22 protein-coding genes are annotated in these 17,323 nt (G+C 45.2%); 14 read left to right on the top strand and 8 right to left on the bottom strand.

The genetic code is table 11. The annotated features are described in order from the left end of the window. Positions 1-4 precede the first annotated feature (4 nt). The 9 genes from AC0S1O_RS00225 (at position 5) to AC0S1O_RS00185 (ending at position 4,806) form a co-directional block, all read left to right on the top strand. A complete protein-coding gene (locus AC0S1O_RS00225; protein WP_475393762.1) occupies positions 5-511 on the top strand; it encodes a rubrerythrin family protein in 507 nt (168 codons plus the stop codon). A gap of 9 nt (positions 512-520) precedes the next feature. Next, complete coding sequence (locus AC0S1O_RS00220; RefSeq protein WP_475393761.1) at positions 521-1,120, top strand: antibiotic biosynthesis monooxygenase; 600 nt, start codon at positions 521-523, stop codon at positions 1,118-1,120. A 13-nt stretch (positions 1,121-1,133) separates the two neighbouring features. Then, positions 1,134-1,646, top strand: a complete 513-nt coding sequence (locus AC0S1O_RS00215) for a ferritin (RefSeq protein WP_475393760.1) — start codon at positions 1,134-1,136, stop codon at positions 1,644-1,646. 14 nt (positions 1,647-1,660) lie between these two features. Continuing rightward, positions 1,661-2,005, top strand: coding sequence for a class II SORL domain-containing protein (locus AC0S1O_RS00210; protein WP_475393759.1), 345 nt, complete (start codon positions 1,661-1,663; stop codon positions 2,003-2,005). A gap of 5 nt (positions 2,006-2,010) precedes the next feature. Further along, positions 2,011-2,517 carry an HdeD family acid-resistance protein gene (locus AC0S1O_RS00205; RefSeq protein WP_475393758.1) on the top strand — a complete coding sequence of 169 codons (507 nt, stop codon included), beginning with the start codon at positions 2,011-2,013 and terminating at the stop codon, positions 2,515-2,517. Positions 2,518-2,546: 29 nt separating this feature from the next. Further along, positions 2,547-3,188 carry a peroxiredoxin gene (locus tag AC0S1O_RS00200; RefSeq protein ID WP_475393757.1) on the top strand — a complete coding sequence of 214 codons (642 nt, stop codon included), beginning with the start codon at positions 2,547-2,549 and terminating at the stop codon, positions 3,186-3,188. A gap of 64 nt (positions 3,189-3,252) precedes the next feature. Continuing rightward, the gene (locus AC0S1O_RS00195) at positions 3,253-3,540 is read left to right on the top strand and encodes a ferritin family protein (protein ID WP_475393756.1); all 288 of its coding nucleotides are present in this window, start codon (positions 3,253-3,255) and stop codon (positions 3,538-3,540) included. 20 nt (positions 3,541-3,560) lie between these two features. Further along, positions 3,561-4,277: a glycerophosphodiester phosphodiesterase family protein gene (locus tag AC0S1O_RS00190; RefSeq protein WP_475393755.1), complete on the top strand. Its 717-nt coding sequence runs from the start codon at positions 3,561-3,563 to the stop codon at positions 4,275-4,277. Then, positions 4,261-4,806, top strand: coding sequence for a DUF308 domain-containing protein (locus tag AC0S1O_RS00185; protein WP_475393754.1), 546 nt, complete (start codon positions 4,261-4,263; stop codon positions 4,804-4,806). The genes AC0S1O_RS00190 and AC0S1O_RS00185 overlap by 17 nt, the downstream gene beginning before the upstream one ends. A 3-nt stretch (positions 4,807-4,809) precedes the next feature. Here AC0S1O_RS00185 and AC0S1O_RS00180 read toward each other — a convergent pair whose 3' ends face one another. Genes AC0S1O_RS00180 through AC0S1O_RS00165 form a run of 4 tightly spaced genes read right to left on the bottom strand, consistent with a single transcriptional unit; the run spans position 4,810 to position 9,187 of the window. Next, positions 4,810-6,678, bottom strand: a complete 1,869-nt coding sequence (locus AC0S1O_RS00180) for a phosphoenolpyruvate carboxykinase (GTP) (protein ID WP_475393753.1) — start codon at positions 6,676-6,678, stop codon at positions 4,810-4,812. A gap of 32 nt (positions 6,679-6,710) precedes the next feature. Beyond that, positions 6,711-7,133 (bottom strand): NifB/NifX family molybdenum-iron cluster-binding protein, encoded by a 423-nt coding sequence (locus AC0S1O_RS00175; protein ID WP_475393752.1) that lies wholly within the window; start codon positions 7,131-7,133, stop codon positions 6,711-6,713. A 20-nt stretch (positions 7,134-7,153) separates the two neighbouring features. Beyond that, entirely contained in the window at positions 7,154-8,344 is a 1,191-nt protein-coding gene (locus AC0S1O_RS00170; RefSeq protein WP_475393751.1) for an aminotransferase class I/II-fold pyridoxal phosphate-dependent enzyme, read from the bottom strand. 33 nt (positions 8,345-8,377) lie between these two features. Beyond that, the gene (locus tag AC0S1O_RS00165) at positions 8,378-9,187 is read right to left on the bottom strand and encodes a DUF2268 domain-containing putative Zn-dependent protease (RefSeq protein WP_475393750.1); all 810 of its coding nucleotides are present in this window, start codon (positions 9,185-9,187) and stop codon (positions 8,378-8,380) included. Between the two features lie 162 nt (positions 9,188-9,349). Here AC0S1O_RS00165 and AC0S1O_RS00160 point away from each other — a divergent pair, with 162 nt between their 5' ends. Continuing rightward, complete coding sequence (locus AC0S1O_RS00160) at positions 9,350-9,808, top strand: DUF2284 domain-containing protein (protein WP_475393748.1); 459 nt, start codon at positions 9,350-9,352, stop codon at positions 9,806-9,808. On the opposite strand, the gene AC0S1O_RS00155 is transcribed toward AC0S1O_RS00160, so the two are convergent. Then, positions 9,791-10,327 (bottom strand): DUF998 domain-containing protein, encoded by a 537-nt coding sequence (locus AC0S1O_RS00155; RefSeq protein ID WP_475393747.1) that lies wholly within the window; start codon positions 10,325-10,327, stop codon positions 9,791-9,793. The genes AC0S1O_RS00160 and AC0S1O_RS00155 overlap by 18 nt on opposite strands. Before the next feature lie 82 nt (positions 10,328-10,409). Here AC0S1O_RS00155 and AC0S1O_RS00150 point away from each other — a divergent pair, with 82 nt between their 5' ends. After that, entirely contained in the window at positions 10,410-10,577 is a 168-nt protein-coding gene (locus tag AC0S1O_RS00150) for a zinc finger domain-containing protein (RefSeq protein ID WP_475393746.1), read from the top strand. Between the two features lie 10 nt (positions 10,578-10,587). Beyond that, positions 10,588-10,854 carry an elongation factor 1-beta gene (locus AC0S1O_RS00145; RefSeq protein ID WP_475393745.1) on the top strand — a complete coding sequence of 89 codons (267 nt, stop codon included), beginning with the start codon at positions 10,588-10,590 and terminating at the stop codon, positions 10,852-10,854. Here AC0S1O_RS00145 and AC0S1O_RS00140 read toward each other — a convergent pair. After that, on the bottom strand, positions 10,851-11,708 hold the full coding sequence (locus tag AC0S1O_RS00140; RefSeq protein ID WP_475393744.1) for a zinc metalloprotease HtpX: 858 nt from the start codon (positions 11,706-11,708) through the stop codon (positions 10,851-10,853). The genes AC0S1O_RS00145 and AC0S1O_RS00140 overlap by 4 nt on opposite strands. Before the next feature lie 100 nt (positions 11,709-11,808). Between AC0S1O_RS00140 and AC0S1O_RS00135 the strand changes: the two genes are divergently transcribed. Further along, complete coding sequence (locus AC0S1O_RS00135) at positions 11,809-13,740, top strand: outer membrane protein assembly factor BamB family protein (RefSeq protein WP_475393743.1); 1,932 nt, start codon at positions 11,809-11,811, stop codon at positions 13,738-13,740. On the opposite strand, the gene yjjX is transcribed toward AC0S1O_RS00135, so the two are convergent. Both yjjX and AC0S1O_RS00125 read right to left on the bottom strand, forming a co-directional pair. Beyond that, a complete protein-coding gene (gene yjjX, locus AC0S1O_RS00130; protein ID WP_475393742.1) occupies positions 13,718-14,677 on the bottom strand; it encodes an inosine/xanthosine triphosphatase in 960 nt (319 codons plus the stop codon). The two genes, AC0S1O_RS00135 and yjjX, sit on opposite strands and share 23 nt — an antisense overlap. Then, entirely contained in the window at positions 14,674-14,940 is a 267-nt protein-coding gene (locus AC0S1O_RS00125; protein WP_475393741.1) for a DUF2116 family Zn-ribbon domain-containing protein, read from the bottom strand. The genes yjjX and AC0S1O_RS00125 overlap by 4 nt, the downstream gene beginning before the upstream one ends. A gap of 82 nt (positions 14,941-15,022) precedes the next feature. Here AC0S1O_RS00125 and AC0S1O_RS00120 point away from each other — a divergent pair, with 82 nt between their 5' ends. Next, positions 15,023-17,323, top strand: coding sequence for a right-handed parallel beta-helix repeat-containing protein (locus AC0S1O_RS00120; RefSeq protein WP_475393740.1), 2,301 nt, complete (start codon positions 15,023-15,025; stop codon positions 17,321-17,323).

Genomic DNA, 17,323 nt, shown 5'->3' with positions numbered 1-17,323 from the left:
GAATATGAGAAAGATGGTTGAAAAAAGTTTGGAAGAGGCGTTTGCTGGAGAGAGCATGGCACATATGAAGTATACAATCTTCGCCGAAGTCGCTGAAAGAGAGGGAAAGAAAAACATTGCGAGGCTATTCAGGGCGATTGCATATGCGGAATTCGTTCATGCGAAGAATCACGCCAGAAATCTGGGATACATAAAGAGCACAGAGAAAAATCTCGCCACGGCCATAGGCGGCGAGACATTTGAAGTGGAGGATATGTATCCCGCGTATCTTGAACTGGCAAGGTACTTCAACGAGAAGGGTGCCGAGATGTCATTCCATTATGCAATTGAAGCGGAGAAAATCCACGCGGAGATGTACGGAGAGGCGAAGGATAAAGCGGAAAAGAATGAGGACATTGATGACAAGGATATTTACATATGCCCTGTGTGCGGCTACACCTATATGGGCGATGAGCCACCAGATAAATGTCCTGTATGTGGTGCACCAAGGGAGAAATTTATGAAGTTCTGAGGTGAGAGGGTGGAGGAGATAATCATAGATGTGCGGAGCAACTACGAGTTCCTGAAAAAGCATGTTAAGGGAGCGATAAATATTCCCGTGTATCACATCGAACTCTATGAGGGATTCCTGAAGGGGCTTTGCGGTGAGAAAAAAATAGCGCTCTACTGCGGCTCAGAGTTCAGGGCCAATATAGCGAAAGAAAAACTTGCCCGGCTGGGAATCGAAGCGAGAGTAATACGAAACGAGGAGTTGCAGGGTTATGAATGGGAAGGCAGAGATGTAGTATGCGCCATGAACTTCGTGGAGGTGCGTCCCGGCCACGAAGAGGAGTTTGAATCCAGAGTCAGGGAACTGTGCAGGAAAACGGAAAGATATCCTGGATTTCTTGGCTCTCAGCTCCTGAGGGTGAGTGGTGTATCCGCGATTGGATCGGGTCTTCCGGGAGAGATGAGGGAGATGAAAATCGAACCTAAAAAATATGTGATCTTAACTTACTGGGAATCCAAGGAAATACACGACCGCTCGCATCTTGAGGAAGATTTCAGGAAGGCGTTTGAGAACATGCCCGCGCATCTCGTGAAGATGCCGTATGAGGAGTTTTATGAAATATTAAGGTAAGGAGGTGAAAAAGATGATAGATAAGGAAATAGAAGAGGCGATAAACAAGCAGATAAATGAGGAGATGTACTCGGCGTACCTCTATCTCTCCATGTCCGGGTACTTTGAGGCCCAGGGATTGAGAGGGTTCGCCAACTGGATGTATGTGCAGTACCAGGAGGAGATGGACCACGCTATGAAATTCTACCGCTATCTGATTGAAAGAGGCGGAAGGGTGAAGTTATACGAGATAAAGGAGCCGCCTCACGAGTGGAACTCACCGCTGCACGCGTTCGAGGAGACGCTGAAGCACGAGAGGCACATAACCGAGTGCATAAACAATCTCGTTGACCTTGCGGAGAGGAAGAAGGATCGTGCCACTTTTAATCTTTTGCAGTGGTATGTGGACGAGCAGGTTGAGGAAGAGGCAAACGATGAGGAAATCATACAGATGTTGAAAATGATAGGCAATGCCGGACACGGTCTGATGATGATTGACCGTGAGCTGGCACAGAGGAAGTACACTCCTCTTGTAAGCGAAGAATAAGGAGGTGATGAAAAATGATAAGTGAAACCATAAAGAGTGGAGACTGGAAAGGAGAGAAGCATGTGCCCGTGATAGAGTACGAAAAGAAGGGCGAGATGATTGAAGTGGAAGTGAGCGTTGGAAAGGAAGTACCGCATCCAAACACGCCGGAGCACCACATAGCGTGGATTGAGCTGTACTTCCAGCCGGAGGGTGGATCGTTCCCGATAATGGTTGGGCGTGTGGCATTCACGGCACACAGTGAGCCGCTCACGGAGCCTAAGGCGAAGTTTTACATAAAGGCAGGAAAGGGCAAATTGATGGCCCTGAGTTACTGCAACATCCACGGGCTATGGCAGAACGAAGTTGACGTGGAGTGAGCCCGATGGAGACAATTTCCATAGATCGCAAGAGCTATCAGATCGGAGGTATAATCCTAATCATACTCGGTTTAATTGGAATGCTGGCACCAGAATTTGCCACAGGGGCGTTTATAAATCTATTAGCGGCACTTCTGATACTCGGAGGAATAATATTTCTCTTGGCCGGAGTCAAGGGTGGATGGATAAACTACATAGCGGGCCTAATTCTGCTGATCTTCGGAGCACTTATATTTGTCTACTCATCTCAATTTACAACTGCTCTAACTTTCCTTGTTGGGCTATGGTTCCTGCTCATGGGTATCGTTACAGTGATCGTGGCCTTTGCAGCCAGAACCCAGTACAAGGGCTGGTGGGCTCCCCTGTTCACAGGAATAATATCCTTCATACTTGGAATAATGATATTCGCAGGGTGGCCTGGGAATTCCTCTTGGCTGATAGGGCTATTCATAGGGATTGAACTGTTCCTTGATGGAATAATGATGCTCGTGTTGAGCACATATGGAGAATGAAAAATCACGCGCAAAAAGGAGGTGAAAAAATGGTAGTGATAGGAGAAAAATTTCCGGAAGTGGAAGTGAAAACAACACATGGCACAATGAAGTTGCCCGATGCCTTTGCAGGCAAGTGGTTTGTTCTGTTCTCGCACCCGGCGGACTTCACGCCAGTGTGTACCACAGAGTTCTATGCGATGCAGAAAAGGTTGGATAAGTTCAAAGAGCTTGGAGCAGAGGTCATAGGTCTGAGCGTTGACCAGGTATTCGCTCACCTGAAATGGATGGAATGGATCAAGGATAATCTTGGAGTGGAAATTGAATTTCCCGTGATTGCAGATGATCGCGGAGATCTGGCGGAGAAGTTGGGTATGATTCCCACAGGCTCCACGCAGACTGCAAGGGCAGTGTTCATTGTTGATCCAAAGGGCACAATAAGGGCAATAGTGTATTATCCCGCAGAGGTTGGCAGGGATTGGGACGAGATTCTGCGTGCTCTGAAAGCTCTGCAGGTGAGCGACAAGAATGGTGTGGCTCTGCCACACAAGTGGCCAAACAACGAACTCATAAAGGATCATGTGATCATTCCGCCCGCGGGAACAACTGAGGCCATAAAGGACAGAGAAGAGAGAAAGAAGAAGGGCGAGATAGAGTGCTACGACTGGTGGCTCTGCCATAAGAGCCTCTAAACCTTTTTTATTTTTTTGGAAATTATTATATGTGAGTTTGTGCATATCTATGGGGGGATGTGAAATGTTATCTAAAATTCCGTTTGATCTTGAAAAACTTGAGGCTCTGGGAAAGGAGCAGCCCGATGTGGAACTTGTTAGGATAGGTATCATTGCCGAGTTGGATGCCATAAATCTCTACGAGCAGTTGGCCTCTTTGGCTAAGAGCGAGCTTGTTAAGAAGGTGTTCTTGGACATAGCCCAGGAAGAGAAGGAACATTTTGGGGAGTTTCTACGTCTCTTGAAGGATCTTGATGTGGAAGTTGAAGATGCCATTCAGCATGGCGCGGAAGAAGTTGAGGAAATGAGATAATCGGTGTTGGTGAATGGTGTATGATTATTCTGGGTCACAGGGGCTACTCTGCAAAGTATCCTCCCAACACACTTCTTGCATTTATGAAGGCCATTGAGTACGGTGCAGATGGGGTTGAACTGGATATCTGGCTAACAAAGGATGGAGAAATACAGGTATCCCATGATAGAAACTTGAAAAAAACGGCAGGTGTCAACGTTGATGTTAAAAAATCTACTGAGGAAGAGATTGGAAGGTACAATATTCAGGGAGAGCCGATACCCCTTCTCAGGGATGTATACGAGAAACTTCCACGGAATGCCATAATAAATGTGGAGATCAAAGATGAGAGTTCCGTTGAGGGGGCCCTCAAAATAGTTGAAGAGTATGATGCGATGGACCGTACACTTTTCTCCTCGTTCAATATCAAGGCATTGAAGAGGCTGAGAAAACTAATTAAAGATGCTAGGATAGGAATTCTCATAGGAGATGTAAACAAACTCTATACAATTCCCCGATGGATCTACTCTCTCAAGCCCCATTATCTCAATATACCTTACCAGTTATCCCGTTTTGGAAAGACTGGATCCAGGGCTCTCATTCGCTTCTACAGGCTCTTTGGCGTGAGAATAGGATTCTGGACCCCCAATTCACCTGAGGATCTTGAGGTGTTTGAAGGGCTGTACGAGATGGTTATAACGGACGAGGTAGAAAAAATGCTTAAATTGAGGGAGAGAACCCATGGTGTCAAAACTTGATTACCGGATAGAAGAACGGCTCAATTCCCACACACTGGGAGGTATTGTTTTACTGATCATAGGATTGCTGGGCATGGGCTTTCCATGGCTGCTCTCTAAGGCAGTAATATACCTTATTGGGTTTGTCCTCGTATTTGCAGGTTTGATTTTTGGCTTTCTCTACTTCACCACCCTTGGAGAGAGCAAGGTTCTAATCACCAAATCCCTCATTCTCCTTTTCCTCGGGCTCGTTAGTTTACTCTCTCCAGTTCTGGGGCTTAAAATACTGACCGCCATAGCTGCTCTTTTCTTTCTCTCCGCTGCCATTACCAATTTTATGCTGGCAAGGAGTATAAGGTCCCAGAAGGGGGAATTGGCAGCCATACTTGTGGGTGTTCTCTGTCTCTTGCTTGATCTCTTAATAGTGCTTGGATGGCAGGAAACCTCCCAGTTTTTCATAGGATTGTTCCTGGGTTTGGTCCTGTTTATGGATGGAATTCTCTTCTTGATAATCGGGCTCAAAATAAGAAGAGGAAATTGGAGTATTTAAAAATCAGGAGATAAATTTGAATGGAGAGATATACTCTCCGTATTTTTCCTTGGCTTCCAGGAGCCTCTTCTCCTCGGCATTCAGTTCCTGGAATAGCTCATTGGGTATGCTGTCCATGCTTCCGTAGATCTCCCTTATACGCTGTATCTTGCTGAGAAGTTCAGGCACGCGTATCTTGAACTGCTCCTCGTACTCCTCCTTGGTGTACTCCCTTCCAAATACTTCCTTGAACAGTCTTGCCAGGTCCTCGTAGTGGGGTATGTATCCAATGGGGGTCTCTATGGCATCGACCTCGTTATGAACGCGAAGATCCATCCACTTGAGCCATATTTTCTTGTCAAGCTTGCTGTTGAGATAGTTTCCATCCTTATCCTTCAGGAAGTAGTTAACTGCAAAGATTCTTGGTGGATTCTTTAGTTTCTTTCCAAATTTCAGATAATTCTCTATGTACCTTCCCAGATGAACGGACATGAAGTCCAGGATGGACATTATGTTGAACTTTCTGACCCCTTCCTTTCCAAGGGTTGCTGCCGTGGTCTCCGATTCAATTGAAGCACCCTTCATGATAACTCCATGCTGCCAGTTGAATGACTCGCACACAGGAGGCCAGGTATCCGAGTCGCGTCCTCCGAAGATCATGCCTGAGAGTTTCACACCGTTCTTTGCATTGAGAGCCTCCCTGTCCAGGTTGGGGAAGTATTCCAGGCGGGCGGTGAACCTTCCATTCTTGTGGCTCGGAGGAATTTCATTTCCCTCAGCATCCTTCTTTCCGCACCACCACTTGCCGCTGTGATTCTCTCCCTCGCATGGTATCTCCTCACCCATTCCATTCCAGTAGGGCCTGCCCTCGTGTACCAGAATATTTGAGAATATGAGTTCGTGGGGACTGTGAAGTACCTCCCATATGTAGGGATCGTCCTCCTTGTTGACTCCCTGAATTATGCCGAATACTCCGTTTTCCACATTGACCGCCCGGGCCTCTCCCTCTATCTCCTTTATGAATGAAAGATCATCCCCAACAAGTCTCTCTCCTATGAGCATGCAGGTGCTTGTCTTTCCGCACATACTTGGAAATGCCCCTGTGAAATAGGTAACGCGTCCATTTGGGCCGTTGACGCCCATGAGGAACATGTGCTCGCTGAGCCATCCTTCCTTAACAGCCTTGTTTATTGTGAGCCTGAAGGCTGGCTTTTTGAGGCCTATGGTGTTTCCAGCATACTGGGTGTTCACCGCGTAGGTTATGTTTCCCTCAAGATCAATCATTATCCTCCTCTTGTCAAGGTTCTTACTTGTTTTACGTTCATCCACCTCTCCCTCTGAATGCACAAATTTAAGAAATTCTATGTTGGGGTTATCAACGAACACATCATAGGCTTTGCGATAGAGTATGAACTCGCTGTGCGCCACATAGGCCGAGTCTGTTAGTTGTACCGTGGGTACCATGAATGGAGAGTTCTTGGGACCGAGGGAGAAGAAGAGAACGAAGAGTTCCTTGCCCTCCATAATTCCGTCCATTATTTCCTTCACTTCCCTTAACCCATCGTCCCTCTTCATTGTGTTTAGATAGGGCAATTTCTCACCATGGGGTGTGAGAATGTAGGTATGGGCCTTATCCCTGGCCTGGTCGTAGTAGTTGTCAAAATGCACGGTGTGTCCAGGAGTCTTCAGGAGACGCTCCTCCTCATACACTATTGCCCTGTTTCTTATGTACAGTTCGTCGGTTTCGCTATCATTTGCGACGAAAATTTTTGATGGTCTGAGTAATTTGATATGCTCAGCCAGAAAACTGTAAAGTTCCGGATTGTTTATTTGCTCAATCTTCCTGTACTGCTCTTCATCCATAACGCTTTTTAGATACTCCATATCGTTCATACTATCACCTTCCTGGGGATATGGTGGCAGAATTAAAAATCTTTTGCGTTTGTGGCATTGATTCTCACCACCCTGACAGAATCTTCCATGAGTATGACCACATTGCCCCTGTTTTTTCCCTCTCTCTCTATTGCATCGTAATGCTTCCTCAGAAGTTCCAGGGTTTTTTCAACTCTTGTTTCCTTAGAGAGCACGGGCAGAAACTGGTCCTTTATTCTCATTATGTTGGGCCCAAATTGATAGCCCACGAGAACGGGTATGTCCTTTAGAAGGGAGGATATGGCCCTTGCCTTTTCCCTGCTTCCGTGCTCGTCTTCCTCGGGTGTGCTGTTTACTCTTCTCTCTATCAGTTTAATTTCCTTCTCATTTAACTCGTAGATCAGGAACTCCTTTCCCTCTCCAAAGTGGTCCCTGGTTATTGTGGCTCCGTCCTCTGTGCTTATTGCCACCTTCATGATTTAGGCATGCCGAAAGGTTATAAAAACTTATTCTCCCGCATAAACTCCTCTATCCTGTCGAATGCCCTTTCCAGATATTCCACAGGTGGGAGGTTCACTATCCTGAAATGCCCTCTGCCATAGACGGGGCAGAATCCTGAGCCATGGACGGTGAGAACGTGCTTCTCTCTCAGCAAATCCAGAACGAATTTCTTATCATCTTTGCAACCCTCAACCTTTATGAACATGTAAAATGCCCCTTTCGGAGGCACCACGCTCAGACCATCAATTTCCTCAACCCTCTTTGTTACATAGTCCCTGCGCTTGCGCAGCGTCTCCATTGTTTTTCTTATGTGATCCTGCGGTCCCTTAAGAGCAGAGAGGTAGCCAAGCTGCAGCGGAGTGTTCGCACAGAGCCTTGCTCGAGCCTGACGCATTATGCCATCGCGGATATCCTCGAGTTTGCCATCCACATCTCTAATGGCGAGGTATCCTATCCTCCATCCTGGTGCGAGATATACCTTGGAGATTCCGTTAAGAATAATCATTGGAACATCCTTTGCGATTTTTGCAGGAGAGATAAAATCATTATCGTAGAGCATCTTATCGTAAATCTCATCGGAGATCATGAATATTCCGTGCTCCGCCGCAATATCTGCAATTTCCCTTATGGTTTTTTCATCATAATACGCGCCCGTCGGATTGTTGGGATTTATCACCGCTATTGCCTTTGTTTTTTTACCTATCTTCTTCCTTATGTCATCCGGATCCGGCTGCCAGCCATCTTCCTCAACCGTACGATAAGATATTGCCTTTCCATCATAGAAGGTGGGGTATGTGATGTACGGCGGATATGTTGGCCCGGGAACGAGAATCTCCTCACCGGGATCAAGGGCCGCTGCAAAAATGAGCATGAGGGCCTCAGTCACACCTGTGGTGACAACCACATCATCGGTGGTTATCTCCACTCCGTAATTTTTTTCCTTATCCACTATGGCCTCACGCAGTTCAGGCAGCCCCTCCGAAGGCGAGTATTCGCTCCTTGAATTCATGACCGCCTCTGCAGCCGCCCTGCGTATATGCTCCGGTGTCTTGAAATCATACTTTATTGGGTCTCCAATGTTGAGCTTGAGAACCTCAATTCCCTTCTTCTCAAGTTCCCTTGCAGGGACAATAACATCTCGTATTGCGTACTCTATTCTCTTTGAACGTACGGATGCTTTGATCATAGATGGTGATGGCAATCCGTGATTTAATCTTTTTTAACTCTTTAATAGAGGGTTTATCTTCTCCATAATATCTTCCGCATTCATCCTGTTCAACGAGCACACAGAATAGCCGGCAGAAACTAATTTGAGGATCAGTGAAGCACCCACTCTGTAAAGCAGTTTTGATCTTTCACTGTAATATTTTTGGAATATCTCGGCAGGTAACTCCGAGATCGTTTTATCTTTCATCTTCATAAACTCTGATAGGAGAGAATCCTTTATTGGATCATACGTTTCCACTCCGGCGTATTTTGCTATATATCTCTCCGAAATTTCATTATTAAACACCATTGAAAAAACCACGCCCAGGCCTTCGAATATTGCAAGCTCTCCAAGAGTCATTTTATAGGGTGAATCCTTGCCTTCTGGCAAAAGGACCTTCTGCAATCTCACAACATGGGCGTACTCATGAGGAAGATAAATTTTGAGCTCATCGTATGAGACTTTCTCACTTACGCCATAAAGAATGAATGTACCCTTATTTGGAGAGTAGTTAGTCATTATGGGATTGAAAGGAAGAGGAAGAAAATAAACGGTGAACTTATCTTCAGGTGTGCACATATCAACGCATCGGTTCAGGATTTCTCTTACTCTCTCAGCATGTTCATTTTCAAGGTTTATAACTTCATTCAGAGCATTGCTGAATTTTATCTTTTGAATTGTGGGTGTGTTGAAAAGCTCTTTTATATTCATCCCCGTCATTTTCTCTAAGGATGCCTTTAGAATTTCCTCGTACTCCTCATAAACGCAAAGCCAGGGGTCATCGGCGCACCTGAAATTGGTTGCAAAGATAATTGAGAACATGCTTGTGGCATATTTCTGTTTGTATTTATGGTTTTTCCAGATTCAAAAGAGGGGCTTTTTCTCTAAAACACTCCCTCAAAATGCGTTTTTATCTTTTGGAAGCGGGAATCATAATGGGGCATGGTGGGCAAAGATTTAATCTTTGTGAGGATATTTCCCATTGTGAAATTGATTTGTGAGAGGGAAATTGATGCTTCGAAAATCGTTGTATCTCCCAGGCCCGTGTGGAAATGCCGTACCTGCGTGTTCTATGGGAAGAGACCATCGTGTCCCCCGTTCGTACCATCCTGGCGTGAGGCGAGGGAATGGGTCAGGAGTTATAAAAGGGCACTTCTTCTGAAATTTGAGGTGGATATGGAGAATTTTGAGGAGGAAAAGAGGGATGTGCTGAATTATATCCTGAATCGCGAGAGGGAAGAGTTTTCAAAATACCCCTATGCCTTCGCCCTTTTTCCAGGGGCCTGCAATCTCTGCAGGGAATGCGAGTATGAGAGGAGCGGCATATGTCCCAGAATCCAGGATGTTCGCCCTTCCCTTGATGCCGTAGGTATTGAAATCACCTCCCTTGTGAGGATCGATTTTGGAGAGAGCGTGCTCTACTCTCTAATCTTCCTTGATTGAGGGAAATGCGGAGACGAATACGCCTATAAGCATGATTTCGTAGATCTCGAGGGTGGCTGTGGATGGCCAGGGTATGAATGCTCCTATTATGGCCAGTATGAAGAGCGCAACTGTCAATTTTTTCATAGTGCCATGAGTTCCAATGCCCCAGACTATCATTCCCATGAAGAACTGCAGGAAGAAATAGGATGCCACGCAGGTGTGCGGTCTGGTTCCGCTGTGGAACACTCCAATGAGGGCAAGGAATAGAGAGGATATTGAGATGAAGGCCCCGCCCACGGTTTCCACCTTGTTTTGGGCGGAGTGTATGAGGTATAGGGAGAATGCCAGAAGAAAGGGGGATGCCAGAATGAGCCCGTAGTTGTAGATCCACGGATAATTGGCCGAGTTTGCACCCAAATCGCTGAGGGCGTTGTGCATAACGGAAAACCACGGATTGTGGAGAATGCTGGCAATGGTGAATGACCAGTACACTATGAGGGTGATTATGCTGAAATACCTCAGAATTTTCGTTTTCATAATTGAGGTATGGAATATGCCCGTAAAAAAATTGCCATAATCTTTTTAAATGAAAGGCCAATACCCTCTAACAGGTGAGAATATGGAAGAGACAATAGAATTCTGCACATCCTGCGGAAGAGGACTTACGGATGAGGGCTCTGTGGTATTCAGATGCCCCAATTGCGGGGCCTTAATTGCCAGATGCAACAGGTGCAGGGAGCAGAGCATACCGTACAGGTGCCCCAACTGCGGGTTTGAAGGTCCATGAGGTGAGCAAGATGGGAGATGTTTTGGTAACCTACAAAATAATGCCCGAAGGCGTGGATGTTGACTTTGAGAAGATGAAGGATGAAGTGAAGAGCAAGGTGGGCGATGTCGGAAAAATTGCCGAATTTGATCTGCAGCCCATAGCCTTCGGACTGAAGGCACTTGTTGTGAAGGTGATTGTGAAGGATGAGGGGGGCGTTGCGGATCAAATTGAAAAGGCCCTGGGTGAGATTGAAGGTGTGCAGGGTGTAGTTATAGAAGAGGTCACCCTGATTTAAAGGTATGAAAAATCCCTTGCCATTTTTTCCAATCTTCTTATTCTTTCTTCCGTGGGAGGATGCGTTGAAAATAGCCTTATGAGGCCGTATCCCCTGAACGGATTCACGATGAACAGTGACGCGGTGGATGGATTGCCTCTTCTCAGGGGATTTCTTGACGCATGGTATTCCAGTTTTCTAAGGGCAGAGGCCAGTGCCAGAGGTTTCTTGGTTATCCTTGCGCTCTGTTCATCGGCCTTGAACTCCCTTGCTCTGGATATGGCCAGTTGAATGAGCAACGCTCCAAGGGCAGCCAGAGCGATAAATATGTAGGCGAGAAAATCATCCTCATCCCTGCTGAACAAACTTCTCCACAGGTACGCGCGGCTCATAAACGACAGCGCTCCGGTTATGGTGGCTGCAACTGACATTATGAGAATGTCCCTATCCTTTATGTGCCCTATTTCATGCCCGATCACTCCCTCAAGTTCATCATCGTTCAGAATTCGAAGCAATCCCTCGGTCACGCATACGACGGCATTTTTTGGATTTCTTCCCGTGGCAAAGGCGTTGGGTATGGATAGAGGAATGATGGCAACTCTTGGTGTGGGTATATTTGCCCTCATTGCCACATCTTTAACGATACCGTACAGCCTGGGGTTTTCCTCCTCGGTTATAATTCTTGCCCTATAGCTCCATAGCACAATTTTTGAACTGTAGAAATAGGTGAAGAGATTGAGCACAAGTGCGAGAGCAAGGAAGAACAGCAGAGAGGTTAATGTATTCCCATAGTACACGCCGATCAGATAACCTATGCCCACGAATAGAAGAGTGAGTATTGCGAATAATCCCAGGGTTCTTGCAGTGGCACCCATCTCAAAACGCAATATGCCAAGGTATTTAAATCTTTACAGGCCAATTTTTAAATATCTTAAAGTTTTCTGGAAAAAAGTAAAATAAATTTGAGGTGATTCAATGGGTGGAAAAATATGGTTGCTGTCGCTGGTCATAGTGATTGCTTTACTTCTCACAGGAAGCACTGGTGCAGGTATGGCGGAGAGCTCTGAGACGGAGGTATCGGTCATATTCCAGTTTGGGAATCAGGAGGTGCTTACCGCCAATGTGTATCTTCCATCCGATAATCATACGGCCATACTGGCAACGGAACTTGCCTGTGAGGAACTGGGATTGGGGATAAACGTTTCCTGGAGTTCCTATGGTGCATTTGTAACTCAGATTGGTTGGGACAAGAACGATTGGTCTGGTACGGGTTATTACTGGCACCTAATGCTCTGGAGCAACGATAGTTATCAATGGATACCCTCAAGCGTGGGTGCATCCTCACTGAATCTCAGCAACGGAGATGTAATTGCCTGGGTTTACACGGTGGATAATCCCTCATGGGTGCCCTATACAGGAGCCCTGGCTTATCCTGGGCATTATGGAGTGTGGAGTGCTCCCAGGGGTAATATGAACAACACCGCATCGTCTGAGAAAACAATATATGCTCCCGACGTTGTCTGGAAATTCAAGGGCCAATCATCCTGGGGCTTCTCATCCACACCGGTATCAGGGGATGGCGAGATATTCATTGCCGATTCCTCCGCGCTGTATGCCCTGAATATGAACGGCACGTTGCTCTGGAACACAACTTCTGGAGCCGCTGGATATTATGGCATTGCTTCACCTGTACTTTTTGGGAAATACGTGATCATAGGGACCTCTGATAAGTACCTTCGGGCATTTTATGTGAACAATGGAACATTGGCTTGGCAGGTTTACCTTGGGGAGGATATAGCCTCCTCACCTACCCTTGGGATCGTGGATAAGAAACCCATGGTTTTCGTTGCCACCTTCAATCTTGGCTCTGTGGGGAAATTGTATGCCGTAAATCTCCTTAACGGCACTGAGGAATGGAACCTTACACTTATGGGAAGCGATTATTTTGGTGTACCCGCATTTTACGATGGGAAGATAATAGTTCCCATTGGAGGCATAGAGGACACATCCTACCAGTGGAATCCCCCATACGGGGTTCAGTGTATAAATGCAAATGGCACGTATTACTGGAACTACACAACAGATTCATCTGTGAGATCCTCAATTGCCGTTGAGAACGGGAATATTTACTTTGTGACCCATGGTGGAAAATTGATATCTCTCAACATGAACGGTACCTTGAGGTGGAGTTTGAACATAGGCAGTTCTGTATCCTCTCCTGCTGTTATGAACGGAAAGATATTCGTGGGCAACAACAACGGCACTCTATACGGCATAGAGGATGAGGGCACAAACTCTCAGATTCTATGGGGTTTGAGTTTGAACGGCCCCGTGCAGGGTGGGGTGATATGTCTGGGCGATGAGGTCCTTGCCGTCACCAATACCCAGAATGGGACTCTCTATTCTATCTTCACAAATGGAACACCCTACTGGAACATCACGCTGAAACCTGAGGATTACATTTTATCCTCTCCAATAATTGCTGATTCCTATGTGCTTGTAGCCTCCAACAACGGGTACCTCTACGCTCTCGGGGATAATCTAACATACCCATCCATCGGGGAGATTGTGCAGAACACCGCCTATGTTGACTCACCCATAAAAATAACGGTGAAAAGTGGGGAAGAGTATCAGGTGCTCCTCTACTATAAAAATGTGAGCGGTGATGAATGGCATGCCCTTTGGATGCAGTATCAGAATGGCAGTTACGTTGGTTACATACCCGCTCAGAGCACATCTGGAGACGTTTATTACTATGTTATAATTGTGAATTCAACGGGGATTTCTTCCACATCCTCCGTAAAAATTGCACAGGTCCTTTCTTCGGTGCCAGAGTTAAACGCAATGTATCTCATAATCGCCCTCATTGCAATTGCATTCGTGCTCAGAAGTAGAGTTCGTGGCTGATACGTGGAATCATTGCCATGAGCACTGCCTGAGCATTGAACTCATCTCTTTTTATTTTTCCCTTGCTTAGGTATCCTATGGCTCCCATTCCTTTTTTTATTTCCTTTATGCCTGAGATTATTTCCATGGCTTCTCCAACTTCCATACCCTTTTCCACCATATCAATCACTTTTTGTGGATACGTGAATCCGCCGGAATAACCGTAGGTGAAATTTCCGTATTTGTCCAGAATGGCACAGAATGCCTTATCAAAATACTCCTTGACTTCCTCGTTCCAGAACAGGCCTGCCTCTATGCCGATGGCGTAATCTGCGTTTTCAATCGCATTTTTTGCCCGATTTATGGCACCTTTTATGGTCTCAGAATCCTTTGGCTGGGGAGGTACATTGGACTCAACATCCACTCCTCTCACCACAATTTCAAAATCAAAAATCTCTCTGAAGACCTTCTCTACAGCACGGATCTTTGATGGATTTGCCGAGCCCACATGCACAATCAGGGGTTTCAACCTCCTTCCCTCCTTGTCTATCTCTTCGCTGCGGATCCTTCTGGAGGAGATGGGAAGAAGGTCTTCGGCGTAAAAGATCGGGATCTCCTCAATTTGAATGAGTTTCAATCCCTTTTTTTCCCGGAGTATGTTGATCTCCTCTGCAGTTTTTCTCGTCTCCTTTGATACCACAATTATGTCAAAATCCTCGGTGAGGGTTGGGCCGTATTTATCTTGAATCTCAATGATTCTGTATTCCTTTCCGAATTGCCGCACAAAATTCTCAACCTCATTCTTTCTGTCTTCAAATCTGACCGAGCAGTTGTTTTTGAAACCATCACCAGTTATGCCAATGAGCACAAAGTCACCCAGCTCAAAGGCCCTTTTCAATAATTCCCTGTGCCCCCTGTGCAGGAATTCGAAGGTTCCGCCAACTACCACGCGTTTCATAACCCACCGTAACTGAACATGAGGATCACGAACAGAATTCCCAGGAAGAGGAGCCATATGTAGGTGAATCTCTTCTTTTTCTTGATCATCATGTTCCACTGATCCTCGCACTTCTTTGAGCAGAAATCCTTATCGGGAGGAATGGCGATTCCGCAGTTGAGGCAGTGCTTGTGGGGAGGGATTTCCTTGATCTCCTTCCGCAGTGCATTGACTTCGAGTTTAAGCCCTTCAATCTCGTCCATAAGTTCATCAATGTCTGTCATACTTGCCCATAAAGTTTGATGGGATTTATATTCATCGGTGCAGTTTGGAAAGTTATTTATTTGAGTAAATCTTTTTTACCCTGTGTATGGGGGGCTTAGATTTGCAAGTGCGGTTTTCGTGATTATTCTTCTCTCACTGCAGATGCCGTTGGCTTTTTCGCAGTATGATGGGAATGTGATTAGGATTGATGGAAATTTGGAATTTTGGGAATGGGCTAAGAAGATGAACTGTTCAGGTGATGGAAGTGCTGAAGATCCATACATAATTGAGAACATCACGATGAATGTGCCCTTTAAAACAGATGGAATATTTATATCAAACACCACGGTGCATTTTATAATAAGAAACTGCAACATATCCTTCGCCCATGGCAACAGTGAGAAAATCTTCTTTTCGGGAATTAAACTTTACAATGTGGCAAATGCTGTTATTGAGAGCAACACTTTCTACAAGGATGAAATGGCCATTTCCATTTATGAATCTTCAAATGTGAAAGTTATGCATAATGAGTTTTATGGGGATGATGTGGGCGGGATTTATCTTAAACGATCTGAAAATGTTAATATCTCCGATAATCATTTTGAGAGGGGAGGGGGTTTTGTATTCGGCCTTTATGCCACTAATATTACCTTGTCCAATAATACCATATGTTGTTACAAAGAGAGTGGCATATTTTTTGAATTATCTTCACATTTGAGGATCATTAAGAATGAAATGAGGGTTGAAAGAGGCTTGAAGTATCCGGCTAGGTCGCGTGAAGCGATATGGATGCACTCATCCAAGTTTATTTTGATAGAAAACAACAGTATTGATGGAGGAAAATTTCAATGGGATGGGATAAGCATTTATCATCCCTCTGGGGTTATTATTAGAGATAATGAGATAATAAGGAACAATGCTTGTGGGATAAGAATGGTGGATGGAAAAAACATAACATTGTATAAAAATGATATATCTTTTAATTTTATGCGGGGCATAAGTTTACTACATCCTAATGGTGCAGTCGTTGAGAATAATAGGATCATCCATAATTTGGAGGGTGTCGAGGTGTATGATTCTCAAAACACTCTCATTGTGAAAAATCTTATAGCGTTTAACGTTATTGGAACCTATGTTTCAAGAAGTAAAACCATGGAGATATACAACAATTCATTCTTTTACAATCGCGGTTCAGGGGATAAATACAACAGTTCCCATGTGCAGGCCTGGGATGAAAATGGTGCTGCGAGGTGGTACGACCCTTCTGGGTACGGAAATTATTGGAATGACTGGGCCAGAAACAATGATACCAACGATAAAAATGGAGATGGCATAGTTGATTTTCCCTATAAAATTGGAAAGGGAATTGATTATTATCCCCTCAAATACCCTCCAAAGGAATACAAGGTTGAACCCACCCCGCCCAGAAAATTAAGGCTCACATATGGCAATGGGTATCTCAATATATCTTGGAAGCCACCAATTGGAAATGGTACTTCACCGATAATCGGGTATATAGTTTACAGAAACAAGGAGAGGATAGCCACATTGCCACTCACAACCCTGTATTACAATGACACCTCCCTGAAGAACGGTGAAAAGTATGAATATTACGTTACAGCATTCAATTCGGAAAAGGAGAGTTTAAGAAGTAATGTTGTCAAGGGCATTCCTGGAATTCCCGAGAAGCCAGTAAATCTAACAGCACACAGCGAGAGGAAATATGTTTATATATCTTGGGAACCACCACTAAATAAAGGTGCTTCTGAGATTGAATACTATAGGGTATATCGTGCTCCCTATATCTCCCCTCCACTCTGTCCATCAGGTCCACCCAATTGGGAGTTGATTGCCGTTGTTCCTGCGGCACATTTGTATTATGTGGATGCCAATGTGAGCATCGGGACATCCTATCTGTACAGTGTGAGTGCGGTTAATAAATATGGTGAGGGACCCAAGTCCAGTGGTGTTGTGGGTCGTGCAGGCACGGTTCCCTCTCCTCCCCTGAATCTCACAGTGGTCAATGAGGGGGATCACTTTAATATCACATGGAATGCCTCAAAAGATAACGGTGGCTGGGAGATTTTTGAATACAGGGTGTACTGTAATGGAGAGTTGATAGCAAAAATTTACGCGTATGATCATAGGATTTTCTATTACAATTACACGCCTGAATATCCGGGGGTTTATGCTTGCTATGTGACTGCAGTAAATGCCATAGGTGAGAGCGCTCCAAGTGATATGGTGACCATATCCTATAAGGTTCCAAACAAGAACTGGGGCGTCGGATCCTCTGGTGAGGGTTATATTTGGATAGATCTGGAAATTTTGGGAATCTCTTTAACAGTAATTTTCCTCTGTGTGATTGTTTACAAAAGGATAGAAGGCTCAGGAAGAAAATAA

It is taken from the genome of Candidatus Aciduliprofundum sp. HYA1, assembly GCF_056175085.1.
Note: the sequence above shows the minus strand (reverse complement) of the source record. Positions and strands in the feature narration are given on the sequence as shown.

Excerpts from the sequence above, each read along its gene's own strand:
- AC0S1O_RS00170 (WP_475393751.1), bottom strand. The coding sequence starts at position 8,344 with ATGATCAAAGCATCCGTACGTTCAAAGAGAATAGAGTACGCAATACGA.
- AC0S1O_RS00180 (WP_475393753.1), bottom strand. The coding sequence starts at position 6,678 with ATGAACGATATGGAGTATCTAAAAAGCGTTATGGATGAAGAGCAGTAC.
- AC0S1O_RS00185 (WP_475393754.1), top strand. The coding sequence starts at position 4,261 with ATGGTGTCAAAACTTGATTACCGGATAGAAGAACGGCTCAATTCCCAC.
- AC0S1O_RS00205 (WP_475393758.1), top strand. The coding sequence starts at position 2,011 with ATGGAGACAATTTCCATAGATCGCAAGAGCTATCAGATCGGAGGTATA.
- yjjX (WP_475393742.1), bottom strand. The coding sequence starts at position 14,677 with ATGAAACGCGTGGTAGTTGGCGGAACCTTCGAATTCCTGCACAGGGGG.
- AC0S1O_RS00210 (WP_475393759.1), top strand. The coding sequence starts at position 1,661 with ATGATAAGTGAAACCATAAAGAGTGGAGACTGGAAAGGAGAGAAGCAT.
- AC0S1O_RS00215 (WP_475393760.1), top strand. The coding sequence starts at position 1,134 with ATGATAGATAAGGAAATAGAAGAGGCGATAAACAAGCAGATAAATGAG.
- AC0S1O_RS00165 (WP_475393750.1), bottom strand. The coding sequence starts at position 9,187 with ATGTTCTCAATTATCTTTGCAACCAATTTCAGGTGCGCCGATGACCCC.
- AC0S1O_RS00145 (WP_475393745.1), top strand. The coding sequence starts at position 10,588 with ATGGGAGATGTTTTGGTAACCTACAAAATAATGCCCGAAGGCGTGGAT.
- AC0S1O_RS00135 (WP_475393743.1), top strand. The coding sequence starts at position 11,809 with ATGGGTGGAAAAATATGGTTGCTGTCGCTGGTCATAGTGATTGCTTTA.
- AC0S1O_RS00155 (WP_475393747.1), bottom strand. The coding sequence starts at position 10,327 with ATGAAAACGAAAATTCTGAGGTATTTCAGCATAATCACCCTCATAGTG.
- AC0S1O_RS00195 (WP_475393756.1), top strand. The coding sequence starts at position 3,253 with ATGTTATCTAAAATTCCGTTTGATCTTGAAAAACTTGAGGCTCTGGGA.
- AC0S1O_RS00150 (WP_475393746.1), top strand. The coding sequence starts at position 10,410 with ATGGAAGAGACAATAGAATTCTGCACATCCTGCGGAAGAGGACTTACG.
- AC0S1O_RS00225 (WP_475393762.1), top strand. The coding sequence starts at position 5 with ATGAGAAAGATGGTTGAAAAAAGTTTGGAAGAGGCGTTTGCTGGAGAG.
- AC0S1O_RS00140 (WP_475393744.1), bottom strand. The coding sequence starts at position 11,708 with ATGGGTGCCACTGCAAGAACCCTGGGATTATTCGCAATACTCACTCTT.
- AC0S1O_RS00175 (WP_475393752.1), bottom strand. The coding sequence starts at position 7,133 with ATGAAGGTGGCAATAAGCACAGAGGACGGAGCCACAATAACCAGGGAC.
- AC0S1O_RS00200 (WP_475393757.1), top strand. The coding sequence starts at position 2,547 with ATGGTAGTGATAGGAGAAAAATTTCCGGAAGTGGAAGTGAAAACAACA.
- AC0S1O_RS00125 (WP_475393741.1), bottom strand. The coding sequence starts at position 14,940 with ATGACAGACATTGATGAACTTATGGACGAGATTGAAGGGCTTAAACTC.
- AC0S1O_RS00190 (WP_475393755.1), top strand. The coding sequence starts at position 3,561 with ATGATTATTCTGGGTCACAGGGGCTACTCTGCAAAGTATCCTCCCAAC.